This window comes from Parapusillimonas sp. JC17, from assembly GCF_052180245.1.
Lineage (GTDB): Bacteria > Pseudomonadota > Gammaproteobacteria > Burkholderiales > Burkholderiaceae_B > Parapusillimonas.
In genome coordinates, this window is sequence record NZ_CP197474.1 from 3,575,566 (window position 1) to 3,602,205 (window position 26,640).

General features: G+C 63.5%; 28 protein-coding genes and 3 tRNA genes. 14 read left to right on the plus strand and 17 right to left on the minus strand.

The window, feature by feature from the left end:
• Window positions 1-44: 44 nt before the first annotated feature.
• Window positions 45-1,589 (plus strand): UbiD family decarboxylase, encoded by a 1,545-nt coding sequence (locus ACSBPU_RS17250; protein WP_442593111.1) that lies wholly within the window; start codon window positions 45-47, stop codon window positions 1,587-1,589.
• An 84-nt stretch (window positions 1,590-1,673) separates the two neighbouring features.
• Here the strand turns inward: ACSBPU_RS17250 and ACSBPU_RS17255 are convergent, their stop codons facing one another.
• The 6 genes from ACSBPU_RS17255 to dacB all read right to left on the minus strand — a co-directional run bounded on the left by ACSBPU_RS17255 (window position 1,674) and on the right by dacB (window position 5,968).
• Window positions 1,674-2,054, minus strand: a complete 381-nt coding sequence (locus tag ACSBPU_RS17255; RefSeq protein ID WP_180066578.1) for a hypothetical protein — start codon at window positions 2,052-2,054, stop codon at window positions 1,674-1,676.
• Entirely contained in the window at window positions 2,051-2,476 is a 426-nt protein-coding gene (locus ACSBPU_RS17260) for a phage holin family protein (RefSeq protein WP_180066580.1), read from the minus strand. The genes ACSBPU_RS17255 and ACSBPU_RS17260 overlap by 4 nt, the downstream gene beginning before the upstream one ends.
• 53 nt (window positions 2,477-2,529) lie before the next feature.
• Window positions 2,530-2,847 carry a DUF883 family protein gene (locus ACSBPU_RS17265; RefSeq protein WP_180066582.1) on the minus strand — a complete coding sequence of 106 codons (318 nt, stop codon included), beginning with the start codon at window positions 2,845-2,847 and terminating at the stop codon, window positions 2,530-2,532.
• Window positions 2,848-2,890: 43 nt separating this feature from the next.
• Complete coding sequence (locus tag ACSBPU_RS17270) at window positions 2,891-3,610, minus strand: hypothetical protein (RefSeq protein ID WP_442593112.1); 720 nt, start codon at window positions 3,608-3,610, stop codon at window positions 2,891-2,893.
• 220 nt (window positions 3,611-3,830) lie between these two features.
• Complete coding sequence (upp, locus tag ACSBPU_RS17275) at window positions 3,831-4,469, minus strand: uracil phosphoribosyltransferase (protein ID WP_180066586.1); 639 nt, start codon at window positions 4,467-4,469, stop codon at window positions 3,831-3,833.
• A 35-nt stretch (window positions 4,470-4,504) separates the two neighbouring features.
• Window positions 4,505-5,968, minus strand: coding sequence for a D-alanyl-D-alanine carboxypeptidase/D-alanyl-D-alanine endopeptidase (gene dacB, locus ACSBPU_RS17280; protein WP_442593113.1), 1,464 nt, complete (start codon window positions 5,966-5,968; stop codon window positions 4,505-4,507).
• A gap of 149 nt (window positions 5,969-6,117) precedes the next feature.
• Here dacB and queA point away from each other — a divergent pair, with 149 nt between their 5' ends.
• From queA to secF, 5 genes are read left to right on the plus strand one after another with little or no spacing between them, the layout of a single operon-like run.
• The gene (gene queA, locus ACSBPU_RS17285; RefSeq protein ID WP_442593114.1) at window positions 6,118-7,155 is read left to right on the plus strand and encodes a tRNA preQ1(34) S-adenosylmethionine ribosyltransferase-isomerase QueA; all 1,038 of its coding nucleotides are present in this window, start codon (window positions 6,118-6,120) and stop codon (window positions 7,153-7,155) included.
• Window positions 7,152-8,291 (plus strand): tRNA guanosine(34) transglycosylase Tgt, encoded by a 1,140-nt coding sequence (tgt, locus tag ACSBPU_RS17290; RefSeq protein WP_442593115.1) that lies wholly within the window; start codon window positions 7,152-7,154, stop codon window positions 8,289-8,291. The genes queA and tgt overlap by 4 nt, the downstream gene beginning before the upstream one ends.
• Before the next feature lie 54 nt (window positions 8,292-8,345).
• Entirely contained in the window at window positions 8,346-8,690 is a 345-nt protein-coding gene (gene yajC / locus ACSBPU_RS17295) for a preprotein translocase subunit YajC (RefSeq protein WP_180066595.1), read from the plus strand.
• A gap of 60 nt (window positions 8,691-8,750) precedes the next feature.
• Window positions 8,751-10,625, plus strand: coding sequence for a protein translocase subunit SecD (secD, locus tag ACSBPU_RS17300; protein ID WP_442593116.1), 1,875 nt, complete (start codon window positions 8,751-8,753; stop codon window positions 10,623-10,625).
• 54 nt (window positions 10,626-10,679) lie between these two features.
• Window positions 10,680-11,618, plus strand: a complete 939-nt coding sequence (gene secF, locus ACSBPU_RS17305; RefSeq protein WP_180066600.1) for a protein translocase subunit SecF — start codon at window positions 10,680-10,682, stop codon at window positions 11,616-11,618.
• A 98-nt stretch (window positions 11,619-11,716) separates the two neighbouring features.
• On the opposite strand, the gene sorU is transcribed toward secF, so the two are convergent.
• Window positions 11,717-12,055, minus strand: a complete 339-nt coding sequence (gene sorU / locus ACSBPU_RS17310) for a SorU family sulfite dehydrogenase c-type cytochrome subunit (protein ID WP_442593117.1) — start codon at window positions 12,053-12,055, stop codon at window positions 11,717-11,719.
• A 10-nt stretch (window positions 12,056-12,065) separates the two neighbouring features.
• Window positions 12,066-13,298 (minus strand): SorT family sulfite dehydrogenase catalytic subunit, encoded by a 1,233-nt coding sequence (sorT, locus tag ACSBPU_RS17315; RefSeq protein ID WP_442593118.1) that lies wholly within the window; start codon window positions 13,296-13,298, stop codon window positions 12,066-12,068.
• A 198-nt stretch (window positions 13,299-13,496) separates the two neighbouring features.
• Here sorT and miaB point away from each other — a divergent pair, with 198 nt between their 5' ends.
• From miaB to ACSBPU_RS17355, 8 genes are all read left to right on the plus strand, one after another.
• Window positions 13,497-14,927, plus strand: coding sequence for a tRNA (N6-isopentenyl adenosine(37)-C2)-methylthiotransferase MiaB (gene miaB / locus ACSBPU_RS17320; protein WP_442593119.1), 1,431 nt, complete (start codon window positions 13,497-13,499; stop codon window positions 14,925-14,927).
• Window positions 14,924-15,937 (plus strand): PhoH family protein, encoded by a 1,014-nt coding sequence (locus tag ACSBPU_RS17325; RefSeq protein ID WP_442593120.1) that lies wholly within the window; start codon window positions 14,924-14,926, stop codon window positions 15,935-15,937. Before miaB ends, ACSBPU_RS17325 begins: the two co-directional genes overlap by 4 nt.
• Complete coding sequence (gene ybeY / locus ACSBPU_RS17330; protein ID WP_442593121.1) at window positions 15,927-16,418, plus strand: rRNA maturation RNase YbeY; 492 nt, start codon at window positions 15,927-15,929, stop codon at window positions 16,416-16,418. The genes ACSBPU_RS17325 and ybeY overlap by 11 nt, the downstream gene beginning before the upstream one ends.
• A gap of 94 nt (window positions 16,419-16,512) precedes the next feature.
• Window positions 16,513-17,397, plus strand: a complete 885-nt coding sequence (locus ACSBPU_RS17335; RefSeq protein ID WP_442593122.1) for an HlyC/CorC family transporter — start codon at window positions 16,513-16,515, stop codon at window positions 17,395-17,397.
• Window positions 17,394-19,028 (plus strand): apolipoprotein N-acyltransferase, encoded by a 1,635-nt coding sequence (gene lnt / locus ACSBPU_RS17340; protein WP_442593123.1) that lies wholly within the window; start codon window positions 17,394-17,396, stop codon window positions 19,026-19,028. Before ACSBPU_RS17335 ends, lnt begins: the two co-directional genes overlap by 4 nt.
• A gap of 78 nt (window positions 19,029-19,106) precedes the next feature.
• Window positions 19,107-19,182 (plus strand) — tRNA-Ala (locus ACSBPU_RS17345).
• Between the two features lie 68 nt (window positions 19,183-19,250).
• A tRNA-Glu gene (locus ACSBPU_RS17350) sits at window positions 19,251-19,326 on the plus strand.
• Window positions 19,327-19,355: 29 nt separating this feature from the next.
• Window positions 19,356-19,432 (plus strand) — tRNA-Asp (locus tag ACSBPU_RS17355).
• Here ACSBPU_RS17355 and ACSBPU_RS17360 read toward each other — a convergent pair.
• From ACSBPU_RS17360 to trbL, 9 genes are all read right to left on the minus strand, one after another.
• Window positions 19,391-21,049 (minus strand): recombinase family protein, encoded by a 1,659-nt coding sequence (locus ACSBPU_RS17360; RefSeq protein WP_442598395.1) that lies wholly within the window; start codon window positions 21,047-21,049, stop codon window positions 19,391-19,393. The genes ACSBPU_RS17355 and ACSBPU_RS17360 overlap by 42 nt on opposite strands.
• Window positions 21,046-21,435: an HVO_A0114 family putative DNA-binding protein gene (locus tag ACSBPU_RS17365; RefSeq protein WP_051231117.1), complete on the minus strand. Its 390-nt coding sequence runs from the start codon at window positions 21,433-21,435 to the stop codon at window positions 21,046-21,048. The genes ACSBPU_RS17360 and ACSBPU_RS17365 overlap by 4 nt, the downstream gene beginning before the upstream one ends.
• Window positions 21,432-21,785 carry a toxin-antitoxin system TumE family protein gene (locus ACSBPU_RS17370; protein ID WP_029074223.1) on the minus strand — a complete coding sequence of 118 codons (354 nt, stop codon included), beginning with the start codon at window positions 21,783-21,785 and terminating at the stop codon, window positions 21,432-21,434. The genes ACSBPU_RS17365 and ACSBPU_RS17370 overlap by 4 nt, the downstream gene beginning before the upstream one ends.
• The gene (locus ACSBPU_RS17375) at window positions 21,782-22,102 is read right to left on the minus strand and encodes a hypothetical protein (RefSeq protein ID WP_029074222.1); all 321 of its coding nucleotides are present in this window, start codon (window positions 22,100-22,102) and stop codon (window positions 21,782-21,784) included. Before ACSBPU_RS17375 ends, ACSBPU_RS17370 begins: the two co-directional genes overlap by 4 nt.
• Window positions 22,103-22,237: 135 nt before the next feature.
• Window positions 22,238-22,459 carry a DUF2274 domain-containing protein gene (locus ACSBPU_RS17380; protein WP_029074221.1) on the minus strand — a complete coding sequence of 74 codons (222 nt, stop codon included), beginning with the start codon at window positions 22,457-22,459 and terminating at the stop codon, window positions 22,238-22,240.
• 2 nt (window positions 22,460-22,461) lie between these two features.
• The gene (locus ACSBPU_RS17385; protein ID WP_029074220.1) at window positions 22,462-23,598 is read right to left on the minus strand and encodes a TrbI/VirB10 family protein; all 1,137 of its coding nucleotides are present in this window, start codon (window positions 23,596-23,598) and stop codon (window positions 22,462-22,464) included.
• A complete protein-coding gene (trbG, locus tag ACSBPU_RS17390) occupies window positions 23,595-24,596 on the minus strand; it encodes a P-type conjugative transfer protein TrbG (RefSeq protein WP_029074219.1) in 1,002 nt (333 codons plus the stop codon). The genes ACSBPU_RS17385 and trbG overlap by 4 nt, the downstream gene beginning before the upstream one ends.
• Window positions 24,593-25,282 (minus strand): conjugal transfer protein TrbF, encoded by a 690-nt coding sequence (trbF, locus tag ACSBPU_RS17395; RefSeq protein WP_029074218.1) that lies wholly within the window; start codon window positions 25,280-25,282, stop codon window positions 24,593-24,595. Before trbF ends, trbG begins: the two co-directional genes overlap by 4 nt.
• Window positions 25,279-26,640 (minus strand): P-type conjugative transfer protein TrbL, encoded by a 1,362-nt coding sequence (gene trbL, locus ACSBPU_RS17400; protein WP_029074217.1) that lies wholly within the window; start codon window positions 26,638-26,640, stop codon window positions 25,279-25,281. The genes trbF and trbL overlap by 4 nt, the downstream gene beginning before the upstream one ends.

The window sequence follows — 26,640 nt, forward strand, 5'->3', positions numbered from 1 at the left end:
TAACCTTCTACGGTTCCGCAATGTAACCGAACGGGCCAATTTCTGTGAAATATCGTGATCTGAGAGACTTCATCGGGCAACTCGAACGCGCGGGCCAGCTCAAGCGCATCAAAACGGCGGTGTCGACCAAACTCGAGATGACCGAGATCTGCGACCGCGTCCTTCGCGCCGAAGGCCCCGCCCTGCTGTTCGAGAACCCGGTCCACGGCGACACGCCCGCCGGCATGCCCGTGCTGGCCAACCTGTTCGGCACGCCGCAACGGGTGGCCTGGGGCATGGGCGCCGACGACACGGCAGCGCTTCGCGACACCGGCGAACTGCTGGCGACCCTGCGCGAGCCCGAGGCGCCGCGCGGCCTGCGCGACGCGCTTGCCACCGTTTCCAAGCTCAAGTCCGCGCTGTGGGACATGAGCCCCAAGACCGTCAGGAATCCGCCCTGCCAGGAAATCGTCCTGGAAGGCGACGACGTCGACCTGGACCGCATCCCCCTGCAGCACTGCTGGCCGGGAGACGTGGCGCCGCTGCTCACCTGGGGCCTGGTCATCACGCGCGGTCCGAACGCGCGCCGCCAGAACCTGGGCATCTACAGGCAGCAGCAGCTGGGACGAAACAAGCTGATCATGCGCTGGCTGTCGCATCGCGGCGGCGCCCTGGATTTCCGCGACCACTCGCTGGCCCATCCGGGTACGCCTTTTCCGATCGCCGTTGCACTGGGCGCCGACCCGGCCACCATCCTCGGCGCCGTGACGCCCGTCCCGGACAGCCTGTCGGAATACCAGTTCGCGGGCCTGCTGCGCGGTTCACGGACCGAGGTCGCGAAAGCGCTGGGCAGTGAACTATCCGTACCGGCATACGCGGAGATCATCCTGGAAGGCCACATCCTACCCTCGACCGATGCCCGCGCGCGACCGCCCGCCGTGCCCGAGGGCAATGCCGGCCCCGCCGACACGCGCTACGAAATGGCGCTCGAAGGCCCCTACGGCGATCACACCGGCTACTATAACGAGCAGGACTGGTTCCCCGTCTTCACGGTCGAGCGCATCACCATGCGTCGCAATCCCATTTTTCACAGCACCTACACGGGCAAGCCGCCCGACGAGCCGGCAGTGCTGGGGGTGGCGCTGAACGAAGTCTTCGTCCCCCTGCTGAAACGCCAGTTGCCGGAAATCGTGGACTTCTATCTTCCTCCGGAAGGCTGCAGCTACCGCCTGGCCGTGGTATCCATGCGCAAGCAGTACCCCGGCCACGCAAAGCGCGTCATGTTCGGCCTCTGGAGTGTCCTGCGGCAATTCATGTACACCAAGTTCATCATCGTGGTGGACGAAGACGTGAACGTCAGGGACTGGAAGGAAGTCGTCTGGGCCATGACCACGCGCATGGATCCGGTGCGCGACACCGTGCTGGTCGAGAACACCCCCATAGACTATCTGGACTTCGCATCGCCGGTGTCAGGCCTGGGCGGCAAGATGGGGCTGGATGCCACCAATAAATGGCCGGGCGAAACGCAAAGGGAATGGGGCACACCCATTGTCATGGACGCGTCGGTGAAAGCGAAGGTGGACGCCATGTGGGGCGAGCTCGGGCTGTAGAAAGGGAGCTGACAAAGGGGTCAGACCCCGTACGGGGTCTGACCCCCTATTTAACGGGTAGCCTGGGTCTGACTCCGCCGACGCTTAAAAGGGGTCAGACCCCATGCGGGGTCTGACCCCAGTATCCTTCCTGGACTTCGCTACTTTGGCCATGCCCCAGCTCAGGAGCAGGCCGCCGGCAATGCGCAGCAGGCGCCGGCGCTTTCCGCGGCCAGACAGCAGCGCGGTGACGCCGGACGTGAGCAAGGGATAGCGGCGGGTCAGGGATACCGCCTGGGCAAGCCAGTGGGAAACCGAGCTTCCCCCGCCCGAAGAAGGCAGAACGCCGCGCAACAGTGCGCCGGGCCGCAGGTCGGCACCGACATCGCGTGCGCTGCGCACCAGGCTCTGGCGTTCAAGCGCCGCGCGTACCCGGGCCAGCTCGATCTTCAAGGCGCGGTCTTTGGCGCTCATACCTTTGCTCATGGAAGCTCCTTCGCACCCAAGGGCTCACGACCCGCCCTGGATGAATCGGACGGCTCGCGCAGACGCTCCGCCAGGGCGAGGTCGCGCCGCAGTTCATCGATGGTGGCCGCAAACGGCATGGCACCATGGACCAGCTTGCTTCGGACGGCCAATAGAAAGCCTATGCCGAGGATGAGATAGCACGCGGCCAAAATGTACAACGCCATATAGCGCTGGTCGGTAGGCCAGAAGTACACGGCCACGGCGATGGAAAAGACCAAGACCGCGAGGGTCAAGAAAAGGAGAGCGGCAGCCGTAAGCCCCATCAGCACGACGAGCCGCCCCTTCTGCTCCGTCGCCTCCAGCGAAAACAGCTCCATGCGCGTTCGGACGATGGACAACAGGGTGCAGGCGAGGTCACCGACTGATTGACGTAGGGCCATAAGCTGCCTCTTTCTTCATGTTGGTGGATACCGCTGGACGCCAGCGGCGCAGATCAACGACGGCAGATCAGCGCGCCGATCAGAACACCGGCCAGGCCCGCCATGCCGATGGCCTGCCATGGATTGTCGTGCACGTAGTCGTCGGTGGCCCGGGCTGCCTTGCGCCCGCGCTCCAAAAGTGCGTCTTGCGTGTCGTACAGCGCCTCGCGGGTACGTTTCAGAGAGCGCATCGCGCTTTCGCGCAGTTCGGTCGCCTTTTCGCCGGTTGCCTCCGCAGCCTCGCGCAGCAGCTTTTCGGCGTCGTCCAGGCTTTCCTTCACGCTTTCGATGAATTCATCTTCTGTCGCTTGCACTCTTTTCTTTGTTGCCATGGTGTACTCCTGAAGGGATGTGGACAAATAATCGGTTGCACCGCTATTGCAACCGGGTGACTTCGACTTGCGAAGCAATTCCATTTTGCCGACTTTCCTGCTTCATGACCATATGCAGGTCGGAACAGAACCAATCGGTTACTTCGGAATCCGTCGCGGGAATGGGCAGCACCAGCCCGCTGAAACTTGCCTGCGTGGCTTCGGTGCGCCGTGTGTAATTGATGGGCCAGCATGATTGCTCGCCCGCCGAGGTCTGGATGACCTGCCTGGCACCCACGGTCTTTGCAGTGGTGTGGACTACGATAGGCTTGGTGTCGACGGCCTTCTTGTCGAGATCGATCTGGAAGCGCAAGGCGGGAAAAGTCTGCCCCTCGCGCAACGAGGAATCGCCATAGGCGAAAAGGCCCAGCATGCGAAGATCGAACTTGCCCTTCACCGGTACCCGTCGGCCCTGATCGTCAGCGCGCTCGAAGCTGGCGTGGCCATCCTTGACGACCATGAAATAATCGAGCGAAGACTTGCCCGGCGGCAAGCCCGCCAAGCCGAAACGCGCCACGCCGCGCACCCGCGCCTGGCAATCGTTGGCCCCCTGCTTGCTGACGTCGGAGAACGTCAGGTCCGCACCCAGCTGCATGGCCCCCGAACCGACCAGCTGGGTTTGCCCGCCGTCGTGCATGAACGGCGCCTGGCAAAGGCCCGCCCAGGCCGGCAACGCCAAGCCGAAAGAAAGAACCGCCGTGCTGATGGACCACCTTAATCGCATGTGTCGAGCCTGTTCGAAAAACCGAATTTCACTATAGCGTATCCAAACCGAAGGACAACATCAAATAACGAATAAACGGTAAGCAAACGTTGTGCCCGGGGTCAGACCCCACATGGGGTCTGACCCCACAACACCTCGTCACAGCTCGCAAATCCCGCATGGGGTCAGACCCCGCACGGGGTCTGACCCCAACACACTTCTTAAAGCAGTGCCATTGGCCTCAGACCGGTTTCTGCCGCGTGCCGAAGATCCGGTCTCCGGCGTCGCCCAGGCCCGGAATGATGTAGCCGTCCTCGTTCAGGTGGCTGTCGATCGATGCCGTATAGATATGGACATCGGGGTGCGCGGCTTCGACCGCCCGTATGCCTTCCGGTGCCGCCACCAGCACAAGGGCGCGGATATTGCGGCAACCCGCTTTCTTCAGCAGATCGATGGTGGCGACCATGGACCCGCCCGTGGCCAGCATGGGATCGACGATCAGCGCCAGCCGCTGATCGAGCTGCCCCACCAGCCGTTCGAGATAAGTCTGTGCCTGGAAGGTTTCTTCGTTCCGGGCGATTCCGACCGCGCTTACCTTGGCTCCGGGAATGAGGTTCAGCACGCCATCGAGCATGCCGATACCCGCCCGCAAGATAGGTACGACCGTCACTTTCTTGCCGGCCAGCTTCTCGACATCCAGGGAACCGCACCAGCCCTCGATGGTGGCGGGTTCCAGCGGCAGATCCTTCGATGCTTCGTAGGTCAGCAGCGAAGCGATTTCCTGGGCCATCTCCCGGAAATTCTTGGTACTGAGATCCGCGCGGCGCATCAGGCCGAGCTTGTGGCGTATCAGGGGATGGCGTATTTCATGTATGGGCATTGAATTTCTTCCTTCATTCTTTCTGCGGAAAAGCCTTAGCGCGCCGCCAGCCAGCTGATCAAGGCGTCGTCGAAAGGCCGCGCGGCGGCGGTGCGTTCGTCATTGACGATACTGACCAGAATATATCGCTTGCCGCTGGCGCCAAGCACATAACCCGCCAAGGCTCTGACGTCGCGCAAAGTTCCCGTCTTGAGATGGGCCATTCCTTTGGCCTGATCATTGCGCAGGCGCCGGCGCACGGTGCCGTCCACGCCGGAAATCGCCAGCGACGATATGAATTCGGGCATCATGGGCGAACGCCAGGCGGCCTCCAGCATGCCGACCAGCCCCCGCGCCGTAAGCCTGCCCTCGCGCGACAGCCCGGCGCCGTTGTCGATGACCCAGCCCCGGGTGTCGACGCCCTGGCCCTTCAGCACCGAAAGCGCCGCAGCGGCTCCTGTCTGCGGGGTTGCGCCGTCGCCGTGCATCTGCGCCCCCAGTGTAAGAAGCAGCGTGCGGGCCATGACATTATTGCTCTGTTTGTTGATCAGCCGGATGGTGTCCGCAAGCGTTTCCGAATCATGCCACACGACCTGCCGCAGTCCGCCGGGCATCTTGCCTTCCTTCACTCCGCGTGCAAGCGTGCCGCCCAGCTCTTTCCACAACATCTGGAACAGGGCCGAAAAGTACTCGGGCTGGGAAATCGCGAGCCGGTACACGCTGAACTCGCCGCAGGATGCCGCAGCGGTCCCGGAGACGTTCACAACGATTTCATTGCCCACGGCGGCAACCTGGGCGGACACGGAAGGCGAGCCGGTGCAGGTTCCGCTGCTCCATTTGATGTCGCCGTTCACCCGATAGCTCTTCAAGGGGGGATCCAGGACCGGCAGCCACTTCTGGGCGGCGCGGTCCGGCTGAAAAAGCACCCTCAAGGCGCCCAAGCCCACCATCATCGCGTCCGGACTGGCGTTATAGGGGCGATCCGGCGCGCCGTCGAATATGCCTGGATCGATGGTTACCGGGCCGAACACGGAACGGTCGACGATGACTTCGTTCAGATTCTTGATGCCGCGCAGGCGCAGTTCGCGCATCAGGCCCCAGAGCTCCTCCATGGTCAACAAGGGATCGCCGGCCGCCTTCAGATAAAGCGGCCCATTGAGCGTGCCCTGTTCGTCGATCCGGCCCCCGTCCTTGGCGTAGAAGGCCGTGCGCCACGTGTAGTCCGGCCCAAGGCCGGCCAGGGCCGTCCAGGTCGTGACCATTTTCATGACGGAAGCGGGATTGCGGGGAGTGTCGGGACTGATGGAAAAAAGCACCGGCCCGTCGGCTTCCTTCACCATCAGGGACAACACCCCTTCGGGAAGGCGCGTTGCCCGCCAGGCGTCGCCCAATTCCTTGGGCAGGCCTTGCGCCACCGCCGACGCGGCCCACAGGCCCGCCAGCACGAAAATGGCGCCCAGACGTTTCGCCCACAACCGGATCCGGCGGCCCAGGCTCAGCCGCGTCAGCAACAGAAACATGAAATACCCGCTCGCGAAAAACCATCAGCATAACCAAACTGCGGCGCGCTTGGATGCCATCGAAGCGGAATTTCCACGCAGCAGCTTAAAATACCGGGACAAAATCATTCCGGGCCCGTCCGGCGGGCCTCCCACAGACCAATTCTCGCGTGAACCCTAGCCTTCATCTTTCACAGTTCGACTACGAGCTCCCCCAGGAATTAATCGCCCAGACACCTGCCGAGCAACGTGCAGGCAGCCGCCTGCTGCACCTGGACGCGCAGGGGGCGCTGCACGACCGGCATTTCATCGATCTTCCCAAGCTGCTACGCTCGGGAGACCTTCTCGTCTTCAACGATACCCGCGTCATCAAGGCTAGGCTGATGGGAAGAAAGGAAAGCGGAGGAAAAGTCGAGGTCCTGGTCGAACGGATCACCGGCGCCACTACGGCGCTCGCCCATGTCAAGGCAAGCAAGTCGCCCAAGCCGGCCAGCAAGCTGGTCCTGGCGGAACAATTCACCGTCGACGTGCTCGGCCGCCAGGGAGAGCTGTTCGAGCTTGCCTTCCCCTCCAGCGTCCTGGACTTGCTCGATCGCCACGGCGCGACGCCGCTGCCTCCTTATATAGAACATGCCGCCGAACAGGAAGACGATGAACGCTACCAGACGGTGTATGCGCGCGAACCCGGCGCGGTGGCGGCGCCCACCGCCGGCCTGCATTTCGATCAGCCCATGCTGGACCGTCTTTCCGCGCTGGGCGTCGCCCGTGCCTTCGTGACGCTGCATGTGGGCGCCGGCACCTTCCAGCCGGTACGTACCGAAAACCTGTCCGAGCACATCATGCACGCCGAGCGCTACAGCGTCCCACCGGAAACGGTCGAGCTCGTGCGCGCCACCCGCGCGGCCGGCGGGAGGGTCATCGCGGTCGGCACCACCAGCGTCCGGGCACTGGAATCCGCCGCCCGGCAGGATCCCGCGCCCGGTCGGTTGGAAGGCGATACCCGCCTTTTCATCACGCCGGGCTACGAGTTCGCCTGGGTCGACGCCCTGATCACCAACTTCCATCTGCCCCAGTCCACACTGCTGATGCTGGTATCGGCCCTGGCCGGCATGGAGCCCATACGCCGTGCCTACGAGCACGCTGTCCAATCCCGGTATCGCTTCTTCAGTTACGGCGACGCCATGTTCATAGAAACACCCAAGCAATGACGACCGGTCTACAGTTCAAACTGCTGGCTACCGACGGCGCAGCCCGCCGTGGAGAAATCACCCTGAACCACGGCGTGGTCCAGACCCCCATCTTCATGCCCGTGGGCACTTACGGAAGCGTGAAGGCCATGCTGCCGCATGAGCTCGAAGAGATCGGCGCGCAGATCGTATTGGGCAACACTTTTCATCTCTGGCTGCGCCCCGGCACCGAGATCATGCAGAAGCACGGCGGCCTTCATGGCTTCATGCAATGGAACAAGCCCATCCTGACCGATTCCGGCGGCTTCCAGGTGTTCAGCCTGAACGGCTTGCGCAAGATCACCGAGGAAGGCGTGAAGTTCGCCTCGCCCATCGACGGCGCAAGGCTGTTCCTGACGCCCGAGGAGTCCATGCGCATCCAGCGCGCCCTGAACTCGGACATCGCAATGGTATTCGACGAGTGCACGCCCTACGCCATCGATGGCAAGCCGGCCACCGCCGAAGAGGCCGCGCGCTCGATGCGCATGTCGCTGCGCTGGGCCAGGCGCTCGCGCACCGCCTTCCAGGAACAGGAAAATCCCAATGCCCTGTTCGGCATCGTCCAGGGCGGGATGTACGAGTCGCTGCGCGATGAGTCGCTGGCCGGCCTGGTCGCCATCGGCTTCGAAGGCTATGCCATCGGCGGCCTGTCCGTCGGCGAACCCAAGGAGGACATGATGCGGGTGCTGGCGCACGTGGCGCCACGGCTACCCCAGCATGCGCCCCGCTATCTCATGGGCGTCGGAACGCCGGAAGACCTGGTGGAAGGCGTCAGCCGCGGGGTGGACATGTTCGATTGCGTGATGCCCACCCGAAACGCCCGGAACGGCTGGCTTTTCACGCGCTATGGCGACATAAAGATCCGCAACGCGCGCTACCGGGACGATACGCGGCCGCTGGACCCGTCCTGCCAATGCCATACCTGCCGGCATTTTTCGCGCGCTTATCTGCATCATCTGCAGAAGTCGAACGAAATCACAGGTTCGCGCCTGAATACGCTGCACAACCTGCATTTTTACCTCGCGATCATGAGCGAGATGCGTACAGCCATCGAAAAAGGCGAATTCAATGAATGGCGGCAAAAATTCGAGCGCGATCGAGCTCGCGGTATCGAATAAGAAAGATATCGCTACAATACAGAGTTAACCAAAAAACCTTCAGGAGTACATTTGATGGCCCCTATCGACACCTTCGCACTGATTACCGCCCAGGCTGCCCCGGGCGGCGAGAACGCCTTGATGGGCATGCTCCCCATCATCCTGATGTTCGTCATCCTTTACTTCCTGATGATCCGGCCTCAGATGAAGCGTCAGAAAGAGCATCGCAACATGGTCTCCGCCCTCGCCAAAGGCGACGAAGTCATTACATCCGGCGGCCTGCTGGGCAAGATCAGCAAGGTCAGCGACAGCTACATCACGGTCGAAGTCTCGGCCCTGGCGGAAAAGCCCGTCGAGGTCATCGTACAGCGCACTGCCGTCACCTCGGTTCTTCCCAAGGGCACCATCAAGGCGCTTTGATCCTTTGCGTGCGCCCCGCAACTGTGGGGCATTTTCTTTGCCATAGCCTGTTGACCGACAATGAATCGCTATTCACTCTGGAAATACCTCGCCGTACTGGTGGCCCTGATCATCGGACTGCTGTATACGCTACCCAATTTTTTCGGGGAGTCGCCTGCCGTTCAAGTCGCGGGCGCCAAATCCACGGTCAAGGTGGACAACAATGTTCTTAGCAGAGTCGAAGGCATTCTTGCGCAAAACAGCATCACGCCGACGGGTTCCTTCTTCGAAATGAACGGCCCGGTGGGCACCGTGCGGGTACGCTTTGAAACGACCGACGTCCAGCTCAAGGCCAAGGACATCATCGAGAAAGCACTCAATCCGGATCCCTCCAACCCCGATTACACCGTCGCCCTGAACCTGTTGCCGGCATCGCCCAACTGGCTGTCCTCGCTGGGCGCTCGCCCCATGTATCTGGGCCTGGACCTGCGCGGCGGCGTGCACTTCCTGCTGCAGGTCGACATGAAAGGCGCCCTGACCGGACGCTACGATTCCCTGGCAAGCGATGTGCGCAACGCGCTGCGCGACGCCAAGGTGCCTCTTGCCGGTGTCGAGCGCAGCGACATGTCGCTGGCCGCTTCCTTCAACAGCGCTGCCGATCGCGACGCCGCCATTTCGGAACTGCGCCGCGCCATGCCCGACATGGCGTTCACGCCCAGCGGCGAGAACGGCGGCCGCTTCCTGCTTACCGGCCGGCTCACCGAAACCGCCGTCACGCAGGTTCAGACCAATGCCCTGAAGCAGAACATCACCACGCTGCATAACCGGATCAACGAGCTCGGCGTGGCCGAACCCATCATCCAGCAGCAAGGCGCCGATCGCATCGTGGTCCAGCTCCCGGGCGTGCAGGATGTCGCCAAGGCCAAGGAAATCCTGGGCCGCACCGCCACGCTGGAAATCCGCATGGTCGACGACTCGCCCTCGGCCATGGCGGCTTTGTCGGCCGGCACCGTGCCCTTCGGCCTGGAACGCTATGAAGATCGCGACGGCCGTCCCTTGCTGTTGCGCCGCCAAGTCATCCTGACCGGCGAAAACCTGCAGGATGCCCAACCCGGGCGCGACCAGCAAACCCAGCAGCCATCCGTCAACCTCACGCTGGACTCGAAAGGCGCACGGATCTTCCGCGATGTCACGCGCGACAACATCAACAAGCGCATGGCCATCGTGCTTTTCGAGCAGGGCAAGGGCGAAGTGGTCACCGCGCCGGTCATCCGCAGCGAGATCCCGGGCGGCCAAGTGCAGATCAGCGGCAGCATGACCGCCCAGGAGGCGGCCGACACCGCGCTGCTGTTGCGCGCGGGCGCACTCGCCGCTCCCATGGAAATCATCGAAGAGCGAACGATCGGCCCAAGCCTGGGCGCCGACAACATCAAGCAAGGCTTCAATGCCACGCTGTATGGCTTCATCGCGATCGTCATCTTCATCATTCTTTACTACCACCTGATGGGCCTGTTCTCGACCATCGGGCTGACGTTCAACGTATTGCTGCTGCTGGCCGTGCTGTCCATGCTGCAGGCCACGCTTACGCTGCCCGGCATTGCCGCCATCGCGCTCACGCTAGGCATGGCGATCGACGCCAACGTGCTCATCAATGAGCGCATCCGCGAAGAACTGCGCAACGGCGCTTCGCCTCAGCAGGCCATACACCTGGGCTTCGACCGCGCGTGGGCGACCATCTTCGACTCGAACCTGACCAGCCTGATCGTGGGCGTCGCCCTGCTGGCATTCGGAACAGGCCCCATCCGCGGCTTCGCCGTGGTCCATTGCATCGGGATCCTGACCTCCATGTTCTCGTCGGTCGTCGGGGTACGCGCGCTGGTGAATCTGTACTATGGCAACAGGCGCCGCCTGCAAAGCATCTCGATCGGCCAGATCTGGAAACCCGGACAAAAATAATGCGAACGCAGGCGCCCGCGGGTGCCTGCGCCATCCAACTACAGGCATAGCAACATGGAATTTTTTCGTATTCATCGCACCATCCCGTTCATGCGGCATGCGCTGGTGCTCAACCTGATCAGCCTGATCACCTTTGTTGCAGCGGTGGTGTTCATCGTCGTGCGGGGCTTCCACCTGTCCATCGAGTTCACGGGCGGCACCGTGATGGAGGTCCATTACCAGCAAGCCGTGCAGGTGGATGACGTCCGCAGCTCGATACAAAGCCTGGGCTACACCGATTTCCAGGTGCAGAACTTCGGCACATCGCAAGACATCATGATCCGCCTGCCCTCGCGCGAGGGCGAGGACGCCGGCCAGCAAAGCGAAAAAGTGATGCAGGCGCTGCAGCAGGCACATCCGGACGCCGAGCTGCGCCGCGTTGAGTTCGTGGGCCCGCAAGTGGGCCAGGAACTCTTGCACAATGGCCTGATGGCGCTGTTGTTCGTGGTCTGCGGCATCCTGATCTACCTGGGCTTCCGCTTCGAATGGAAGCTTGCACTGGCCTGCGCCATCGCCAACTTGCACGACGTGGTGATCATCCTGGGCTTCTTCGCCCTGTTCCAGTGGGAGTTTTCGCTGTCCGTGCTGGCCGGGGTGCTGGCGGTGCTGGGCTACTCGGTGAACGAGTCGGTGGTGGTCATGGACCGGATCCGCGAAAACTTCCGCAAGCAGCGCAAGATGCCCGTGTCGGAAATCATCGACCTGTCGATCACCCAGAACATTTCGCGGACCATCATCACGCACGGCTCCACGCAAATGATGGTGATGTCGATGTTCTTCTTCGGCGGCCCGACGCTGCACAACTTCTCGCTGGCCCTGACCATCGGCATCTGGTTCGGTATTTATTCGTCGGTGTTCGTCGCCGCCGCCATCGCCATGTGGCTAGGGATCAAGCGCGAAGACCTGGTCAAGCCGGTCAAGAAGGATGATCCCAGCGCGGAATTGATGGGGTAAGAGTTAGGGTTGGGGTCAGACCCCATTCGGGGTCTGACCCCCGATCATTAAAAAAGGGTCAGACCCCGCACGGGGTCTGACCCTGATTTTTATTGGACCTACTGCCCGCCCGTGGCGTGAACGACATAAGCGGCCACCGCCTCCCTGGATGCCTCATCCAGGGATTCCGCGAATGACGGCATGGTGCCCGCCCCTTCCACCAGCACCTTCTTGACCCGCTCGAGGTCGGGCTTGAGCTCGTCCAGGTCCGGGCCGATGGAACCGGCCGAGCCCGCGTCCTGCAAGGCATGACAGATGGCACAGGCGGGTACCGCGTCCTTCATGAATATGGCCTTGCCCTTTTCCAGCATGGCCGGATCAGGACCGGCGGCGAGCGCCAGGCCCGCCGCCGAGCACAAGGAAAGGCCCAGCAAACCACGTAATACAAAACGGCTCATCGAAGCTTCCTTATGCGACCTTGATTGTTACCATGTGATCACGCCAGCTATTGTTCAGATAGCCGCGATTGTTTTCCATTCTTTCTTCAGGCTGGGATTTGCCCGCCGTGTTCGTGCTACGGCTGGCCAGCTCGTAGGTTCCTGGCTCCAGCTTGACGGGCAGGACGAATTCGCGCCAGGCGTAGGGGCCGAGATCAGGGCCGACCAATTGCGCGGTTTGCCAATCCTTGCCGCCATTGATCGACACTTCCACGCTCTTGGCGGCTGTCATGCCGCCCATGGCGACCCCGCTGATCACCACCCGGCCCGCCTTGATGGGCTGGTCGGGATCGGCAGGGGTATTGATCCAGGACTTGGGCGGCATTTCCCAGATGGACGCCTGGGTGGGCTCGCCTTTGGCGCCCACCGGCGCCATACGGTAGCCGGTCTGCTGTATCTTGGCCGGAGATTGCTCTTTGGTGAAAGCCAGCCGCTTGATGTATTTGACCGAATTCACGCCGGTATAGCCCGGCACGACGATGCGCAACGGCCCGCCATGCGCCAGAGGCAGTGGCTCGCCATTCAGCTCCCACGCAAGGATGGCGTCTTCGATCGCGGAAATCGGCACCGAGCGCTCCACCATGACGTCCTTGGGATCCAGGCCGGCAGGAATGTCCTCGCCTCCGGTGCTCGTCATGTAGACCATGCCGTCGGACATGCCGCCGACAGCTTCAAGCAGCGCCTTGACTGGAACGCCGGTAAAGATCACGCAGCCTGCGGCGCCGACGGTCCATTGCGTGCCGCTGGGCTTGCTGGGAAACCAGGCCCGGCCATTGCCGGAGCACTGCAGCACCATGGGCACGGCCGTCAGCCCCAGGGTCTTGAGTTCCGCCACGGTGAAGCTGCGCGGCTTGGCAACGCCGTCGACTTCCAGGGTCCAGGCGTCAGGATCCTTGACGATATCCTGTGATGGGGGCGCGATGTTGTTGCGTATGAACAGACGATCTGAAGGCGTGATGACGCTGGAACCGAAGGCCCCGCGCTTGGTTTCTATGGTGTTGGCGCTATGGACGATGAGGGCGTCCGCATTCTTCCATTTCGCGTACTCGGGCAAGGGTTTCGCGGCGGGCGCAGCGGCTGGCGCCGCCGCAGCCGGCGCGCTGGCGGCGTTTGCGCGGTTCATGCCGCCCAGTCCGGCCAAGGCGACGACGCCTCCGGTGGAAGCCAGCATCCGACGACGTGACGGGTTGGTGAGTTCTCTCATTTTGTCTCCTTGTTTACAAGTGATGCCGGCCCCGAGGGCCCGGCCGGGCTGCTTCAATCGAGAAAGTCGCTTACATTATATGCATTATAGATATATTGATATCCATCAATCATATAAGAAGTTGGATTTGCCAGTTGGCAGTACAATACCGGCTTTCCATTTCGGCCCCCGGGATATACACCCGTCACGGCGAACGTCATGCAAGAAACCTCCATCAAGCGGGCCGGCGCACCGTCCGACGACGCCGCTCAGCCCGCGGCATCCGCCTCCTCCTCGACCCGCAAACTGTTCATCCGCACCTTCGGCTGCCAGATGAACGAGTACGACTCCGACAAGATGGCGGACGTCCTCCGGGATGACCAGGGCGTCGAGCTTACGCAAGATCCCGAAGAAGCGGACATCATCCTCTTCAATACCTGTTCCGTACGCGAAAAAGCACAGGAAAAGGTGTTTTCGGACCTGGGGCGCGTACAGCATCTCAAGCAAAGCAAGCCGGGACTCATCATCGGCGTGGGCGGCTGCGTGGCCAGCCAGGAAGGGGAAGCCATCGTCAAACGTGCGTCCTATGTCGACGTGGTGTTTGGCCCGCAGACCCTGCACCGCCTTCCCGAACTCATCGCCCGGCGCCGTGAATCGGGCCGCGCTCAAGTGGACATCAGCTTTCCCGAAATCGAAAAGTTCGACGCCCTGCCTCCCGCCCGCGTCGACGGACCGACCGCTTTCGTCTCCATCATGGAAGGCTGCAGCAAATACTGCAGCTTCTGTGTCGTGCCCTACACCCGGGGCGCCGAAGTTTCGCGCCCCTTCGATGATGTCCTGGTGGAAATCGCCGACCTGGCCGACCAGGGCGTCAAGGAAGTCACGCTGCTGGGCCAGAACGTGAACGCCTACCGCGGTCCCATGGACGGCGGCGGCGAGATCGCCGACTTCGCCATGCTGCTTGAATACGTGCACGAGATCCCGGGCATCGAGCGCATCCGGTATACCACGTCCCACCCCAAGGAGATGACCACCCGCCTCATCGAGGCGCACGGCACGCTGCCGAAGCTGGTTCCTTTCCTGCACCTGCCCGTCCAGGCGGGCAGCGACCGGGTTCTGTCCGCGATGAAGCGTGGCTATACCTCGCTGGAGTTCAAGTCCATCGTTCGGCGATTGCGCGCCGCCCGACCCGACATGACGCTGTCCTCGGATTTCATCGTGGGCTTTCCGGGTGAAACCGAAGAAGACTTCCAGAAAACGCTGACTTTGATACGAGACGTCGGTTTCGACCAGTCCTTCTCCTTCGTGTACTCGCGCCGTCCCGGTACACCGGCGGCCGACCTCGAAGACAACACCAGCAAAGAAGAAAAGCTCGATCGCCTGCACAGGCTGCAGGCGCAGGTGAACGAGCAGGCGGCCGCGATCAGCCGCGGCATGGTCGGCACCGTACAGCGCATCCTGGTCGAAAAGCCGTCCCGGCGCGACCCCAACGAGCTCTCCGGCCGCAGCGAGAACAACCGGATGGTGAACTTCATCGGCAACCCGCGCTTGATCGGGCAGATGGTGGACGTACGCATTATCCAGACCCTGACCAACTCACTGAAAGGCGAGATCGTCATCAACGAATCCGAGGACAGCGCCCGCGCATGACACGACCCACAAAAACGGCCAAGCCCGTGACCGTCACGCTGGAAGGCGACAACATGCATCTCGCCAACCTCTGCGGCCCGCTCGACGAAAACCTCAAGCAGATCGCCGACGGCTGGAATGTCACTCTGAACCGGCGCGGCGAGCATGTGACCATCGCGGGCGACCAGGCCAAGGCCGCGGGCAAGGCGCTGCAGTGGTTTCATCGGCGGGCCACGCACAAACCGCTTTCGGTCGACGACATACAACTGGGCATGGTCGAACTGGGCGTCGGCCGCGAAACGGCGGGCAGCGAATCCGCGCCCGAACCGGCCGCGCTGCCCGAGATTCCACCGGTAGACGATCAAAGCCTCAGCTTGCGCACGCGCAAGTCCGACCTGCGTCCCCGCACGCCGCGTCAGCGCGATTACCTGAACAGCATTCTGCGCCACGATATCACCTTCGGAATCGGCCCCGCCGGCACGGGCAAGACCTGGCTGGCCGTGGCCTGCGCCATCGATGCGCTGGAACGGGAGACCGTCCAGCGCCTCGTCCTGACCCGCCCTGCCGTCGAAGCCGGCGAGCGCCTGGGCTTCTTGCCGGGCGACCTGGTCCAGAAAGTCGACCCATATCTGCGCCCGCTCTACGATGCGCTGTATGACCTGATGGGCATAGAGCGCGTGCAGCGGCTGTTCGAAAAACAGACCATAGAGATCGCGCCGCTGGCTTATATGCGCGGGCGCACCCTCAACCATGCTTTCGTCATTCTCGACGAGGCGCAAAACACGACGCCCGAGCAAATGAAAATGTTCCTGACCCGCATCGGCTTCGGCAGCAAGGCGGTCATCAACGGCGACCCTTCGCAGGTGGACCTGCCGCGCGGCCAGGCCAGCGGACTGCTCCATGCCGTCGACATCCTGGAATCGGTGCAAGGCATCGCCACCACTCGCTTCACCAGCCGCGACGTCGTCCGGCACCCTCTGGTCGCACGCATCGTAGACGCCTATGAGAAAGCCGGCGACCATGTCGCCTGATCTTTCGCTTGCCATTCAGTACGGCTCCCCGGCGCCGGAACTGCCGCGCTGGCGGCTGCGCCGTTGGGTCCTGCGCGCCGTCGAAGCCGTCGTCCACGCCCGGGCCTCGGCCGCAAATCCGGATGCGCCCGCTCCGGCCGCCGTCGCGCTCACGCTCAGGCTGGTCGATGCCGACGAAGGCCGCGAGCTGAACCGCTCGTTCCGCAACAAGGATTACGCGACGAACGTGCTGACTTTCGAGTACGGCATCGATCCAGGCGGTACGGCATCCGGCGACATCGTCCTGTGCCTGCCGGTCCTGCACCGCGAAGCGGCCGAACAAGGCAAGAACCTGCTGGACCATGCGGCGCATCTGACCGTGCATGGTGTCCTGCATGCATTGGGCTATGACCACGTCGATGCCGCGGAAGCCCTTGAAATGGAAGGCCTCGAGGTCCATATATTGAAGAAAATGCGCATCGCCGATCCGTATGGGGATTAGTAAACAGGGGGTCAGACCCCGTACGGGGTCTGACCCCACCCCCTGGCGGCATTTTCGGTTATGCTAAAACTCCTCGTATTCAGTCCTTGGGACAATGTCAGAACCTAGCTCACCCGATGCCGAGCCTCGCCCGGCAAAACCCACTTCAAAATCATTGTTTGAACGCCTGACCGCGTTCATGCGGCCCTCGGAACCCGAAGACCGCGAAGACATCAAGGCGGTACTGGAAGCCGCGCACGATCGGCAAGTGCTCGACGGCGAAGCCTACGCCATGATCTCAGGCGCGCTGGAAGTCGCCAACCAGACCGTCGCCGACATCATGGTGCCCAGGTCGAAGATGGACATGCTGGACATCAGCAAGCCTCTCGACGGCCTCCTGCCGGAAATCATTGAAACCGGCCATTCCCGCTTCCCCGTGTACGAAGACGACCGCGACAACATCGTCGGCATCCTGCTTGCCAAGGACTTGCTCCTGATCATCACGAATCCGGCCATCGACCTGCGCCCTCTGGTCCGCCCGGCCGTGTTCATTCCTGAAACCAAGAGGCTCAATGTCCTGCTGCACGACTTCCGCAGCAGCCGCAACCACCTGGCCATCGTCGTCGACGAACACGGCGGCATTTCCGGCCTGGTCACCATGGAAGACGTCCTGGAGCAGATCGTCGGCGACATCGAAGACGAGTTCGACGAAGAAGCCGAGAAAACCATCTTCCAGACCGGCACCAACAGCTGGCGGGCCATGGGCATCACGGAAATCGAAACCTTCAACGACAGTTTCAATACCGACCTGCCCGACGACGACTACGACACCATAGGCGGCTGGCTGGCGGCCGAGCTGGGACGCATCCCCCGCCGTGGCGACAGCATCAGTCACCAAGGGCTGAACATCACCGTGGTCGGGGCAGACGCCAAGCGCGCGCTCTGGCTTCACATCCAGCACGACAACACCGAACCGGCCGCCCCTTCCGGCGCGGAATGACCTTGAACCTGCGCCACCCATTCGATGGCAGGCTGGCGGGACTGGCGCTGCTCGGCGCCGCGCATGCCCTGTCCTTCGCTCCAGGCCCCCTGCCGCCCTGGGCTCTGCCCTACATACAGACCTTTTCACTGGCCATACTCGCATACCATGCGCTGCGCGCACCGTCCGCCGGGGCGGCCGCCAGGTACGGCTTCGCCTTCGGTTTCGGCAATTTTACCTGCGGCCTGTACTGGCTGTACATCAGCATGCATTTCTACGGCGGCATGGCGCTGCCGCTGGCGATAAGCGCGGTCCTGCTGCTTGCCGCGGCACTGGCGCTCTACGCCGCTTGTGCCACGGCGCTCGCCCGCTGGCTGGCGGGCATATGGTCCGCCTCGTCGTACAGCGGCGTGCGGCAGCTGTTCACGGCCGCGCTGTGGGCGTCAAGCTGGACATTGACGGAGTGGCTGAGGGGCACACTGTTCACCGGCTTCCCCTGGCTGAATATCGGCTATGCGCACATCGAGGGCGTTCTGGCCCCCTGGGCACCCATCATGGGCGTCTATGGCGTGGCCTGGCTTGCGGCCTTCGCCTCGGCGGCCATTGCTTTGCTGGCCTGCGCTAAAGATACGAAGAATGATGCCAAAGCGGCGGTCGGCGTCGGCCTCGCCATCGTCTCGGGCCTAATCGGTATCGGCCTTGGCCATGTGGCCTGGACGAAACCGCAAGGAGATCCCCTGATCGTCAGACTGGTTCAAGGCAATATTCCGCAGTCTGAAAAATTCGACCCCGTCCTGATGAACAGGGGTATCGCCACGTATCTGGAACTGGCCGCCCTGCCGCCCAAGACACCGGACGGGGAGCCCGACCTGATCGTGCTGCCGGAAACGGTCATGCCCTTGTTCCAGGACAGCATTGCTCCCGCGGCCTGGCAAAAATGGCGCGACGTCGCCGCCCAACGAAACGCGGACATCCTCATGGGCGTGCCCCTGCGCGACCAGCGCGACGGCACCATGCGCTACACCAACAGCGCCATTGCCTTCGACGCCTCCACGCCCTTGGCCGCGCTGACGCAAGCCGCGCCGCCCCAGCGCTACGACAAGCACCATCTCGTGCCGTTCGGCGAATTCATTCCGCCCGGCTTCCGATGGTTCGTCGATGCCATGAAAATTCCCTTGGGCGACTTCGATCGGGGCGAAACCCGCCAGCCCGTCTTCCAGATCGAAGGCCAGAGGATCGCGCCCGACATCTGCTACGAAGACGTCTTCGGAGAGGAAATCATCCGATCGGTGCGGGACCACGAAGAGCATGGCCCCGGAGCGACCATTCTGGTCAACCTGAGCAACCTGGCCTGGTTCGGCGACTCCTGGTCTCTGCGCCAGCATCTGCAAATCTCGCGCATGCGCGCGCTGGAATCCGGCCGCCCGATGATACGCGCGACCAATACCGGCATGACCGCCGCCATCGACCCGACCGGACGGGTGCGCGCCCAGCTGGACCCACAGCGCATCGGCGTGCTGGACGTCGAGGTGCAAGGCACGGCCGGCATGACACCTTACGTGAAGTACGGCAACCTGCCTGTCCTGGCCGTCAGCCTGCTGCTTCTTGCCCTGGGCTTTTTCAGGAGGGGTCAGACCCCGCATGGGGTCTGACCCCAAAAAAACACGCCGACTTGCACACAACAAAAAATTCATGCATAATCTCGCTTCTTCGTTAAGCAACACAACAACGGGGGTATAGCTCAGCTGGGAGAGCGCTTGCATGGCATGCAAGAGGTCAGCGGTTCGATCCCGCTTACCTCCACCACCTAACGAAGAAAACGCCGCAAGGCAAAGCGTGTTGAAATATGCTACAATACGCGACTTGTTTGTCCTGTCCCCTTCGTCTAGAGGCCTAGGACACCACCCTTTCACGGTGGGTACAGGGGTTCGAATCCCCTAGGGGACGCCAGTTAATCTGGCAAGGTTGTAAACCGCTGCGGAGCGGTAGTTCAGTTGGTTAGAATACCGGCCTGTCACGCCGGGGGTCGCGGGTTCGAGTCCCGTCCGCTCCGCCACTTCGGAACAAAACCGGGAACGCCGATTCCCGCCGATTTCCCTCCCTTGGCGGCTACCAGCGTCCTCAACAGGACGTTTTTGCTTCCTTTGATGTAGATCGCGTCGTCTGCGACCTCGACGTGTTGGGCGAAGGCCCGGACGTGTTCCCGCCGATAGCCGCCCTTTCCAAGCCGCAGTCGGGTGCGTGCTTCGCTCGCCAGTTCCCGCACGGCTGCCCCGGTGAGGCGCTGGTGGGTAGAGCTTGCGAGCATGGCTTCGATCCGCGTGGCATCGGCCCGCGCCTGATCCCGAAGCGCCGTGAGGCCCGCGATGCGCTCGCCAAGGGAAGACTCGGCCGGGTCGAGCGAACCGGCTTCAATGGCATCGTAGAGGCGCTTGAGGCGGTTGTCGGCCTCGGCCGCGCGATGGTTCAACTCGGCAATATGCTGGCTGCGCCGCTCGACGCCTTCCTGCCGGCGATCCAGAAGCGAGGCGAGAACGTCTTCGATCCGCTCGGGGTCGAGAAGCCTTTCCTCGATATGCGTCACCACCATGCGGTCGAGCTTATCCATCGGGATCGCGCGGCCCTTGCAGCCTGTGTCGCCCTGCCGTGCCCGAATCGAGCAAGCATAGTAGCGATACCGGCCGTTCTTGCCGGTGCGCAGCGTCATTGCGCCTCCGCAATTGCCGCAATGGCAGATGCCGGTCAGCAGGTTCGGGCCGCTGACGACGCGCGGCGGCGTCACCTTCGGATTGTTGACCTTCAAGCGATTCTGCACGGCCTCGAATATCTCAAGGTCGATCAGCGGCGGCACGGCGACGGTGACGATTTCCTCCTCCGGCTTCACCACGCCCTTATTGGAGCGGCGATTGAAGCGATGCTCGCCGATATAGGTGCGCCGGGTCAGGACACGGTGAAGCTGGCCGATGCCCCAACGCCCGCCGTTGCGGGTAAACATGCGGTGCTTGTTCAGGTGATTGACGATGTTCTTGACGCCCATGGGGCCGGACGTGCCGTCGCCTTCCGATGCAAGGCGGAAAATCAGCCGCACGGTGTCGGCATGGAGCGGGTCGATCTCCAGCTTCTTCTTCATCTTCGCGCCGCGCTGCTCGGCATCGACGACACGGTAGCCGATGGGCGGCAGGGAGCCGTTCCAGAAGCCTTGCCGGGCGTTCTCCTTCAAGGCGCGCATGACGTGCTTGCCGTTCTCCTTCGACTGGTATTCGTCGAACAGCGCCATGATCTGCCGCATCATGACGTGCATGGGGTCGTCGCCCATCTCCTGCGTGATGGACACCAGCTTGACGCCGTTCTTGGCGAGCTTCCTGACGTTGAACTCCAGCTCGAAGTGATCGCGGAAGAACCGGCTGAACGAATGGACCACGACGACATCGAAGGGCGCGGGCTTGGACGTGCCGGCCTCGATCATCCGTTGGAACTCGGGGCGGCGGTCATTGGTGGCCGAAGCGCCGGCTTCCACGAAGGTTTCGACAAGCTGGTAGCCGCGCGAGACACAATAAGCCTCGCCCTGCTTGCGCTGGTCGGGGATCGACACGTCATGCTCGGCCTGCCGCGTGGTGGAAACGCGCAGGTAGAGCGCGGCGCGCAGCGCAACATGGGGACTTTGCATATTCATGACCGGACTCCTTCCGCCGTGCGACGTTCTATCAGCGGCAATTCCAGCTCCACGCGGTCATGCAGCACCTTAGGGACGAGCTTCTGGCCCTCGCCGGGGTCCATACGGATCAGGCCGTAGCTCGCCATCTTCTTGAGGGTTCGGGACAGGTTAGGCTTCGCCCGTCCCGTGATCCGCGACAGTTCCTCCAGCGAACCGGGTGACTGCTCGTCGATGACGCGCAGCAACTCGCGGTTCCCGCTCGAAAGGAGCTGCGCGAAGGATTCCATGGATGTGAACCACACCTTCGGATCGTCGGGTGCGGGCTTTTCCTCGCCTTTGGCGATCCGCATGGTGCGCGCCTTCATCTCGTCGTAGTCGGCAATCCCGACTTTCAATGTGGTCATGTTACGCCTCGTTCCTTCAACACCGCGTCCGCCGCCTGCCAGAAGTCGGCCAGCAGCGTGGCCGCATCCTCGTAGGCGTAGGGCTTCACGGTCTGGAGGCGATGCCGGTGGTCCATCGGCTCGCCCCGCCTTCCTCGGCCGACCGGATGGGCGTTATCGAATCCGACCAACCGTTCGCCCGAAGGCCCGTGAAGCGTGAGCGAATAATCGAGGCCGTGCGGCTTTTCCGGCGAGGCCGGAACGCGGGTGACGACGAACTTCACCCAATGGCCGCCCTCGGGATCGACAACGAGCACCTGTCCGTCGAGGTCCAGAAGCGTGTCGAGGCTCGGGTCACGATCCTCGCTCATGGCTTAGTGTTATCATCGGAGGATAACCGTTGCAAGTCCTGATTGCCAGGATCGTCGATTGGGCCGAACAGTCGGTCGAGCACGTCACCGAAATACCGCTCGAAGATTTGCAGTTCTTCCTCGGTGATCGGCACCTTCTCGGGCCAGTCGTCGAAGACAGGCAACGACACCACATCGACGATGCGAAGCGGCGACCTGCGGCGCTCCCGGCCGTCCGGCGTAGGTTCGTCGGCATAGTCGAAAAGATCGTCGGGAAGTGTCTCGGGGACCGGCTGTCGCGGTCGCCCTTTGCGGGCGCGACGGCGCTCTGCACACATGGAATCCTCCTTGGTTCTGGTGGATTCCGGGGCGCTGTAGGCCCCGGAATTGGGCGAACCATGGAGGGCAGTCGGCGGGCTGTAGCGTGCCGCATTTGCGTCTATGCGCTGGCGGCACCCCTGCCGGGATGGGACTCAGTTGGCGGCTCGCCGTGCCTTGGCGAAGCCGCGATCCGTGGCGATGAACCGCTCCAGCATGGGCACGATGAGCCTGACGGGATCGGCGACGGGCTGGCCGCTCTCGCGGGCCAGCACCTCGGCATAGGCGGTCAGATCGCGGTGAAGCGGCGCGGGTAGCTCCACCGTCACCTTCACGGGCTTGTCGTCGGGAAGCGGGCCGAGTTTCAGCTTGGTCATGGTCAACCTCCTGCCGGCTCAAATACAAGGTCGCGGGTGACGATGATCCTGACCGGGAAGCCGGGCCGGATGGTGAGAGTCGGCGCAACCTGCAACTGGCGCTGCACGATCTGCTGGCCCGCCTGATTGACGGTATCCTGCGCCCCGTCGCGGATAGCTCGAACAAGCCGGTCCTCGTCGCTGGTCGCCAGCTCCGTGCCGACTGCGAGCAGCGTGGACAGCCCTGCGGCCTTCATCAGATCCCACCAATGGTAATCAACCCCGTCTTCCAGCCCGGCATAGCCGCTGGCGTCCGCGCCCGGCAGGCGCTCAAGGACGATGGAACGGCCACCGGGCAGGATCAGGCGATTCCACACCAAGAGCACCCTGCGCTGGCCGAAGGTCACGCCGTCATCGTATTGACCGATGATGCGCGTCCCTTGCGGGATCAGGAGCAGGCTGCCGGTCGGGCTGTCATAGACGTTCTCGGTCACTTGCGCCGTGATCTGGCCCGGCAGGTCCGAGCGGATGCCGGTGATGAGCGCGGCGGGGATCACGGCCCCGGCCTGAAGGATGTAGGGCGATGCCGGCGGCGCGACGCGATCCGGCGCGATGGTCTGCCGGTCCACGGGTCCGTTGAGGAAAGCCGCGTGCCGGTCTTGCGTCGCGGGCTGTCCGCCGAGGCCGAGTCCTGCAAGGCCGGGCATGGACGTTCCTGCCGGCGCTCCCGTGCGTGGGCCGGACTGGAAAAACACGTTGCTCAAGCGCGCGGCTTCTTCCTCGGCGCGGCGGCGTTCTTCTTCGGGATCGACGGCGGGCGTCGTCATGACGGGCGGCGCGACCGGCTGTCCCCTGTTCTGCGCGTCGAGGATCGGACGGCCGAGGTCGCCGGGCAGCGCCGGGCCGAGCACCGGCCCCGTATAGTCGCGCGGCAAGCCGGACAGGCCGTCCGCCGTTGGGCGGTTCTCGGTCGAATAGAGTTCTTCGCCTCCCGGCCCTGCATCGCGGATCTGGAGCGCGTAGATCAGTGCGCCGCCGATGCCGAGCAAGGCGACCGCGCCGACGCCTGCCAGCATCTTGCGAGACAGGCGGGTGACGCGCGGCGGTTCGGCGCGCAGGCGCATGGGCGCGATGGTGTCGCTGATGGTGTTGTCGGTCATGACGGGGAGCCTCCGGTCGCGCTGGCGGGCTGTGCGGCAGCGGCCTGCGTCGGGTTGATGCGAACGATCCTGACGACCTGCTGGCGGTTGCCGTTGCCAAGGCGCAGCTCGGCCGCGCCGAACAGGCGGTCCACGATCAGGACGTTCTGGTGGACTCGGCTGTTGACGATCTGCGGTTCGCCATTCGTGCCGAGCACGAAAATCGGCGGCATTTCGCCCTGCACGATCCCGGCCGGGAAGACGACATAGACGCGCCGGCCATCGTCGAACACGGAAGCCGGCCGCCATGGCGGGTTGTCGCCCTGCACGTGCAATGCATAGCGGTAGTTCCGCGCAGCCTCGGCCGGGATGATCGGTGCGGCTGGAACGGTGTGACGCTGGCCGGCAGGCGGTGCGGGATAGGCCCATGCGACGGCCGGCATGTAGAGTGATTCCCGCGCGCGCAACTCGATCATGTAGGTGCGCCGGTCGGTGGTGACGACAAGGTTGGTGGAAATGTCAGGTCGCGTCGGTTTCACGAGGATATGGACGCGGCGGTTCGCACCGCTGCCGCTCTCGGTGTCGCCTATGATCCAGCGGGCGGTGTCGCCGGCCGCAATCGGCCCCGCGCCTGTCAGGCTCTCGCCCGGCTCCAGCGCAATGGTCGTGATCTGCCCGACTGCGGCATAGACCTGATAGAGCGCGCCTTCCGACCACGGATAAATCTGGATTGCATTGTAGTAGCCTTCCCGGCGCGGCTCGACGCGGGCGGCTGCATTGGCGTTCTCGACGCGGCCGGCCGGCGTCCCTGCGGCGGTTCCTCCACGCGCGACGGTCCATGCAGGGGGCACACGCAAAGGCCGGGGCGTGTTATCGGTTGCCGCCGCCTGCACGGTTGGCAGCGGGGGTACGCTGGCGTCATAGCTGAATTGCGGCGTCCGGTTGGTGGCGCAGCCTGCGAGCATGGTGGCAGAAAGCAGCACGGCCGCGATTGTGGGGGTGCGGGTGATCGTCCTCATTGGCTCATCTCCCGCGACCACGAAATTGCGTTGACGTAGATGCCGAGCGGATTGGCGCGCAGCCGTTCGGCATCGCGCGGCGGCTGGATGGCGATGGTCAGGATCGCGGTCCATCGTTCCGTGCTGGAAAGCTGGCCGTTCTCGAAATGGCGTTCGGTCCACGCGACGCGGAAGCTGTTGGGGGACGCCCGGATGACGCTAGACACCTCGACGGCGACCTGTTGACGGCCGACCTTGGCGAAAGGATCATTGGCGCGGGCGTAGTCGTTGAGCGCCGCCGCCCCGCGATCCGTGGTCCATTCGTAGGCGCGAAGCCAGTTCTGGCGGACAATGATCGCGTCGGCCGGGATCGCGCGGACCTGCTCGATGAATCGGCCGAGATGGAAAGCGATCTGCGGGTCGGTCGGGCGATAATCGGCGGCGGCCGGCGCGACGGTCTGCGCCTGTCCAAGATTGTCCACCTGCACCACCCACGGCACCACGGTCCCGCGCGCGGATTGCCAGACCAGCGCCGAGGCGAAGCCGGCCGACAGGATCAGGGAACCGAAGGCCATATAACGCCAGTTCCTCGCCTGCACGCGGGCCGAGCCGATACGCTCGTCCCATGCCTGCGCGGCCTTCTGATAGGGCGTCTCGGGTTCCGGCGATTTGCCGTAGTGGGTTGCTGGTCGTTTGAAGATGCTCATGAGCGGTCACTTTCGGAAAGGTTGATGGAGGAACCGGAGCCGTGGCTGTCGCCGGAGCGCACCGCATGGGCGGCCATGGTCGTGCCGTGGTTCATGGCCTGCGAGCGCCGCATCCGTTGCGCCCATGCGGGCGGGCTGCCGGCCGGGCCGGATGCTGCTGCGGTGGGATCGGCGCTCGCGCCGCCGACCGTGCCTGCGGTGGATGAGCCGCCGGTCACACCGAAGGCGGCGCGTGCGCCACCGGAAAAGCTGGACTTGACGCTCTCGGTGGCTTTCGAGACGGCGCGCTTCAAGGGAGAGACGGCGGCCGAGCCTGCGGCGCGGGCAACACCACCAAGGCCGGAAGCAACACCGACCGCGCCGGACTGGCCGAGCGCGCCGACGCTATAGGCTGCGGTTGCCGCGCCCGCGGCGGTCGCACCGCCGCGGACGGCCGCGGCCCCACCGGAGAGGGCGGCAGCACCGCCCTTGGCCGCAAGCATAGCCCCGCCGCCAGCGGCGACACCTGCACCTGCGACCGCAAGGCCGGTTCCCACGGCCGCGCCCGCGCCGAGCTGCGGGCCGCCAGAGACGATGCCGTTGGCGATGCCGGGGCCGAAGATGCCGAGGCCGAGCAGCGACAGGGCTGCCAGCACAATCGCCATGGCGTCGTCGATGGTCGGGGTTGCCCCGCCGAAACCGGCCGTGAATTGCGAAAATAAGGTGCTGCCGATGCCGATGATGACGGCGAGCACCAAGACCTTGATGCCGGACGACACCACATTGCCCAAGACCTTCTCGGCCATGAAGGCGGTCTTGCCGAACAGGCCGAAGGGGATCAGGACGAAGCCGGCGAGCGTGGTCAGCTTGAACTCGATCAGCGTCACGAAAAGCTGGATGGCGAGGATGAAGAAGGCCAGCACCACCAGCGCCCATGCAAACAGCAGGCACGCGATCTGGATGAAGTTCTCGAAGAAGCTGATCCAGCCCATCAGGTCGGAAATGGAATCGAGAAGCGGACGGCCGGCGTCGAGGCCGGTCTGCGCCACGCGGCCCGGCCGCATCAGATCGGTGACGGAAAAGCCGGTGCCCGAGGCCATGAGGCCGAGGCCGGCGAAACTCTCGAAGACGATGCGGGCGAGGTTGTTCCAATTGCCGATGATGTAGGCGAAGACGCCGATGAACAGCGTCTTTTTGACCAGCCGCGCGATAATGTCGTCATCCGCGCCCCATGCCCAAAAGAGCGCGGCGAGCGTCACGTCGATGACGATCAGCGTTGTGGCGATGAAGGCGACCTCGCCGCCGAGCAGCCCAAAACCACTGTCGATGTAGGAGGTGAAGACTCCGAGGAAATTGTCGATGACGCCCGTGTTGCCCAT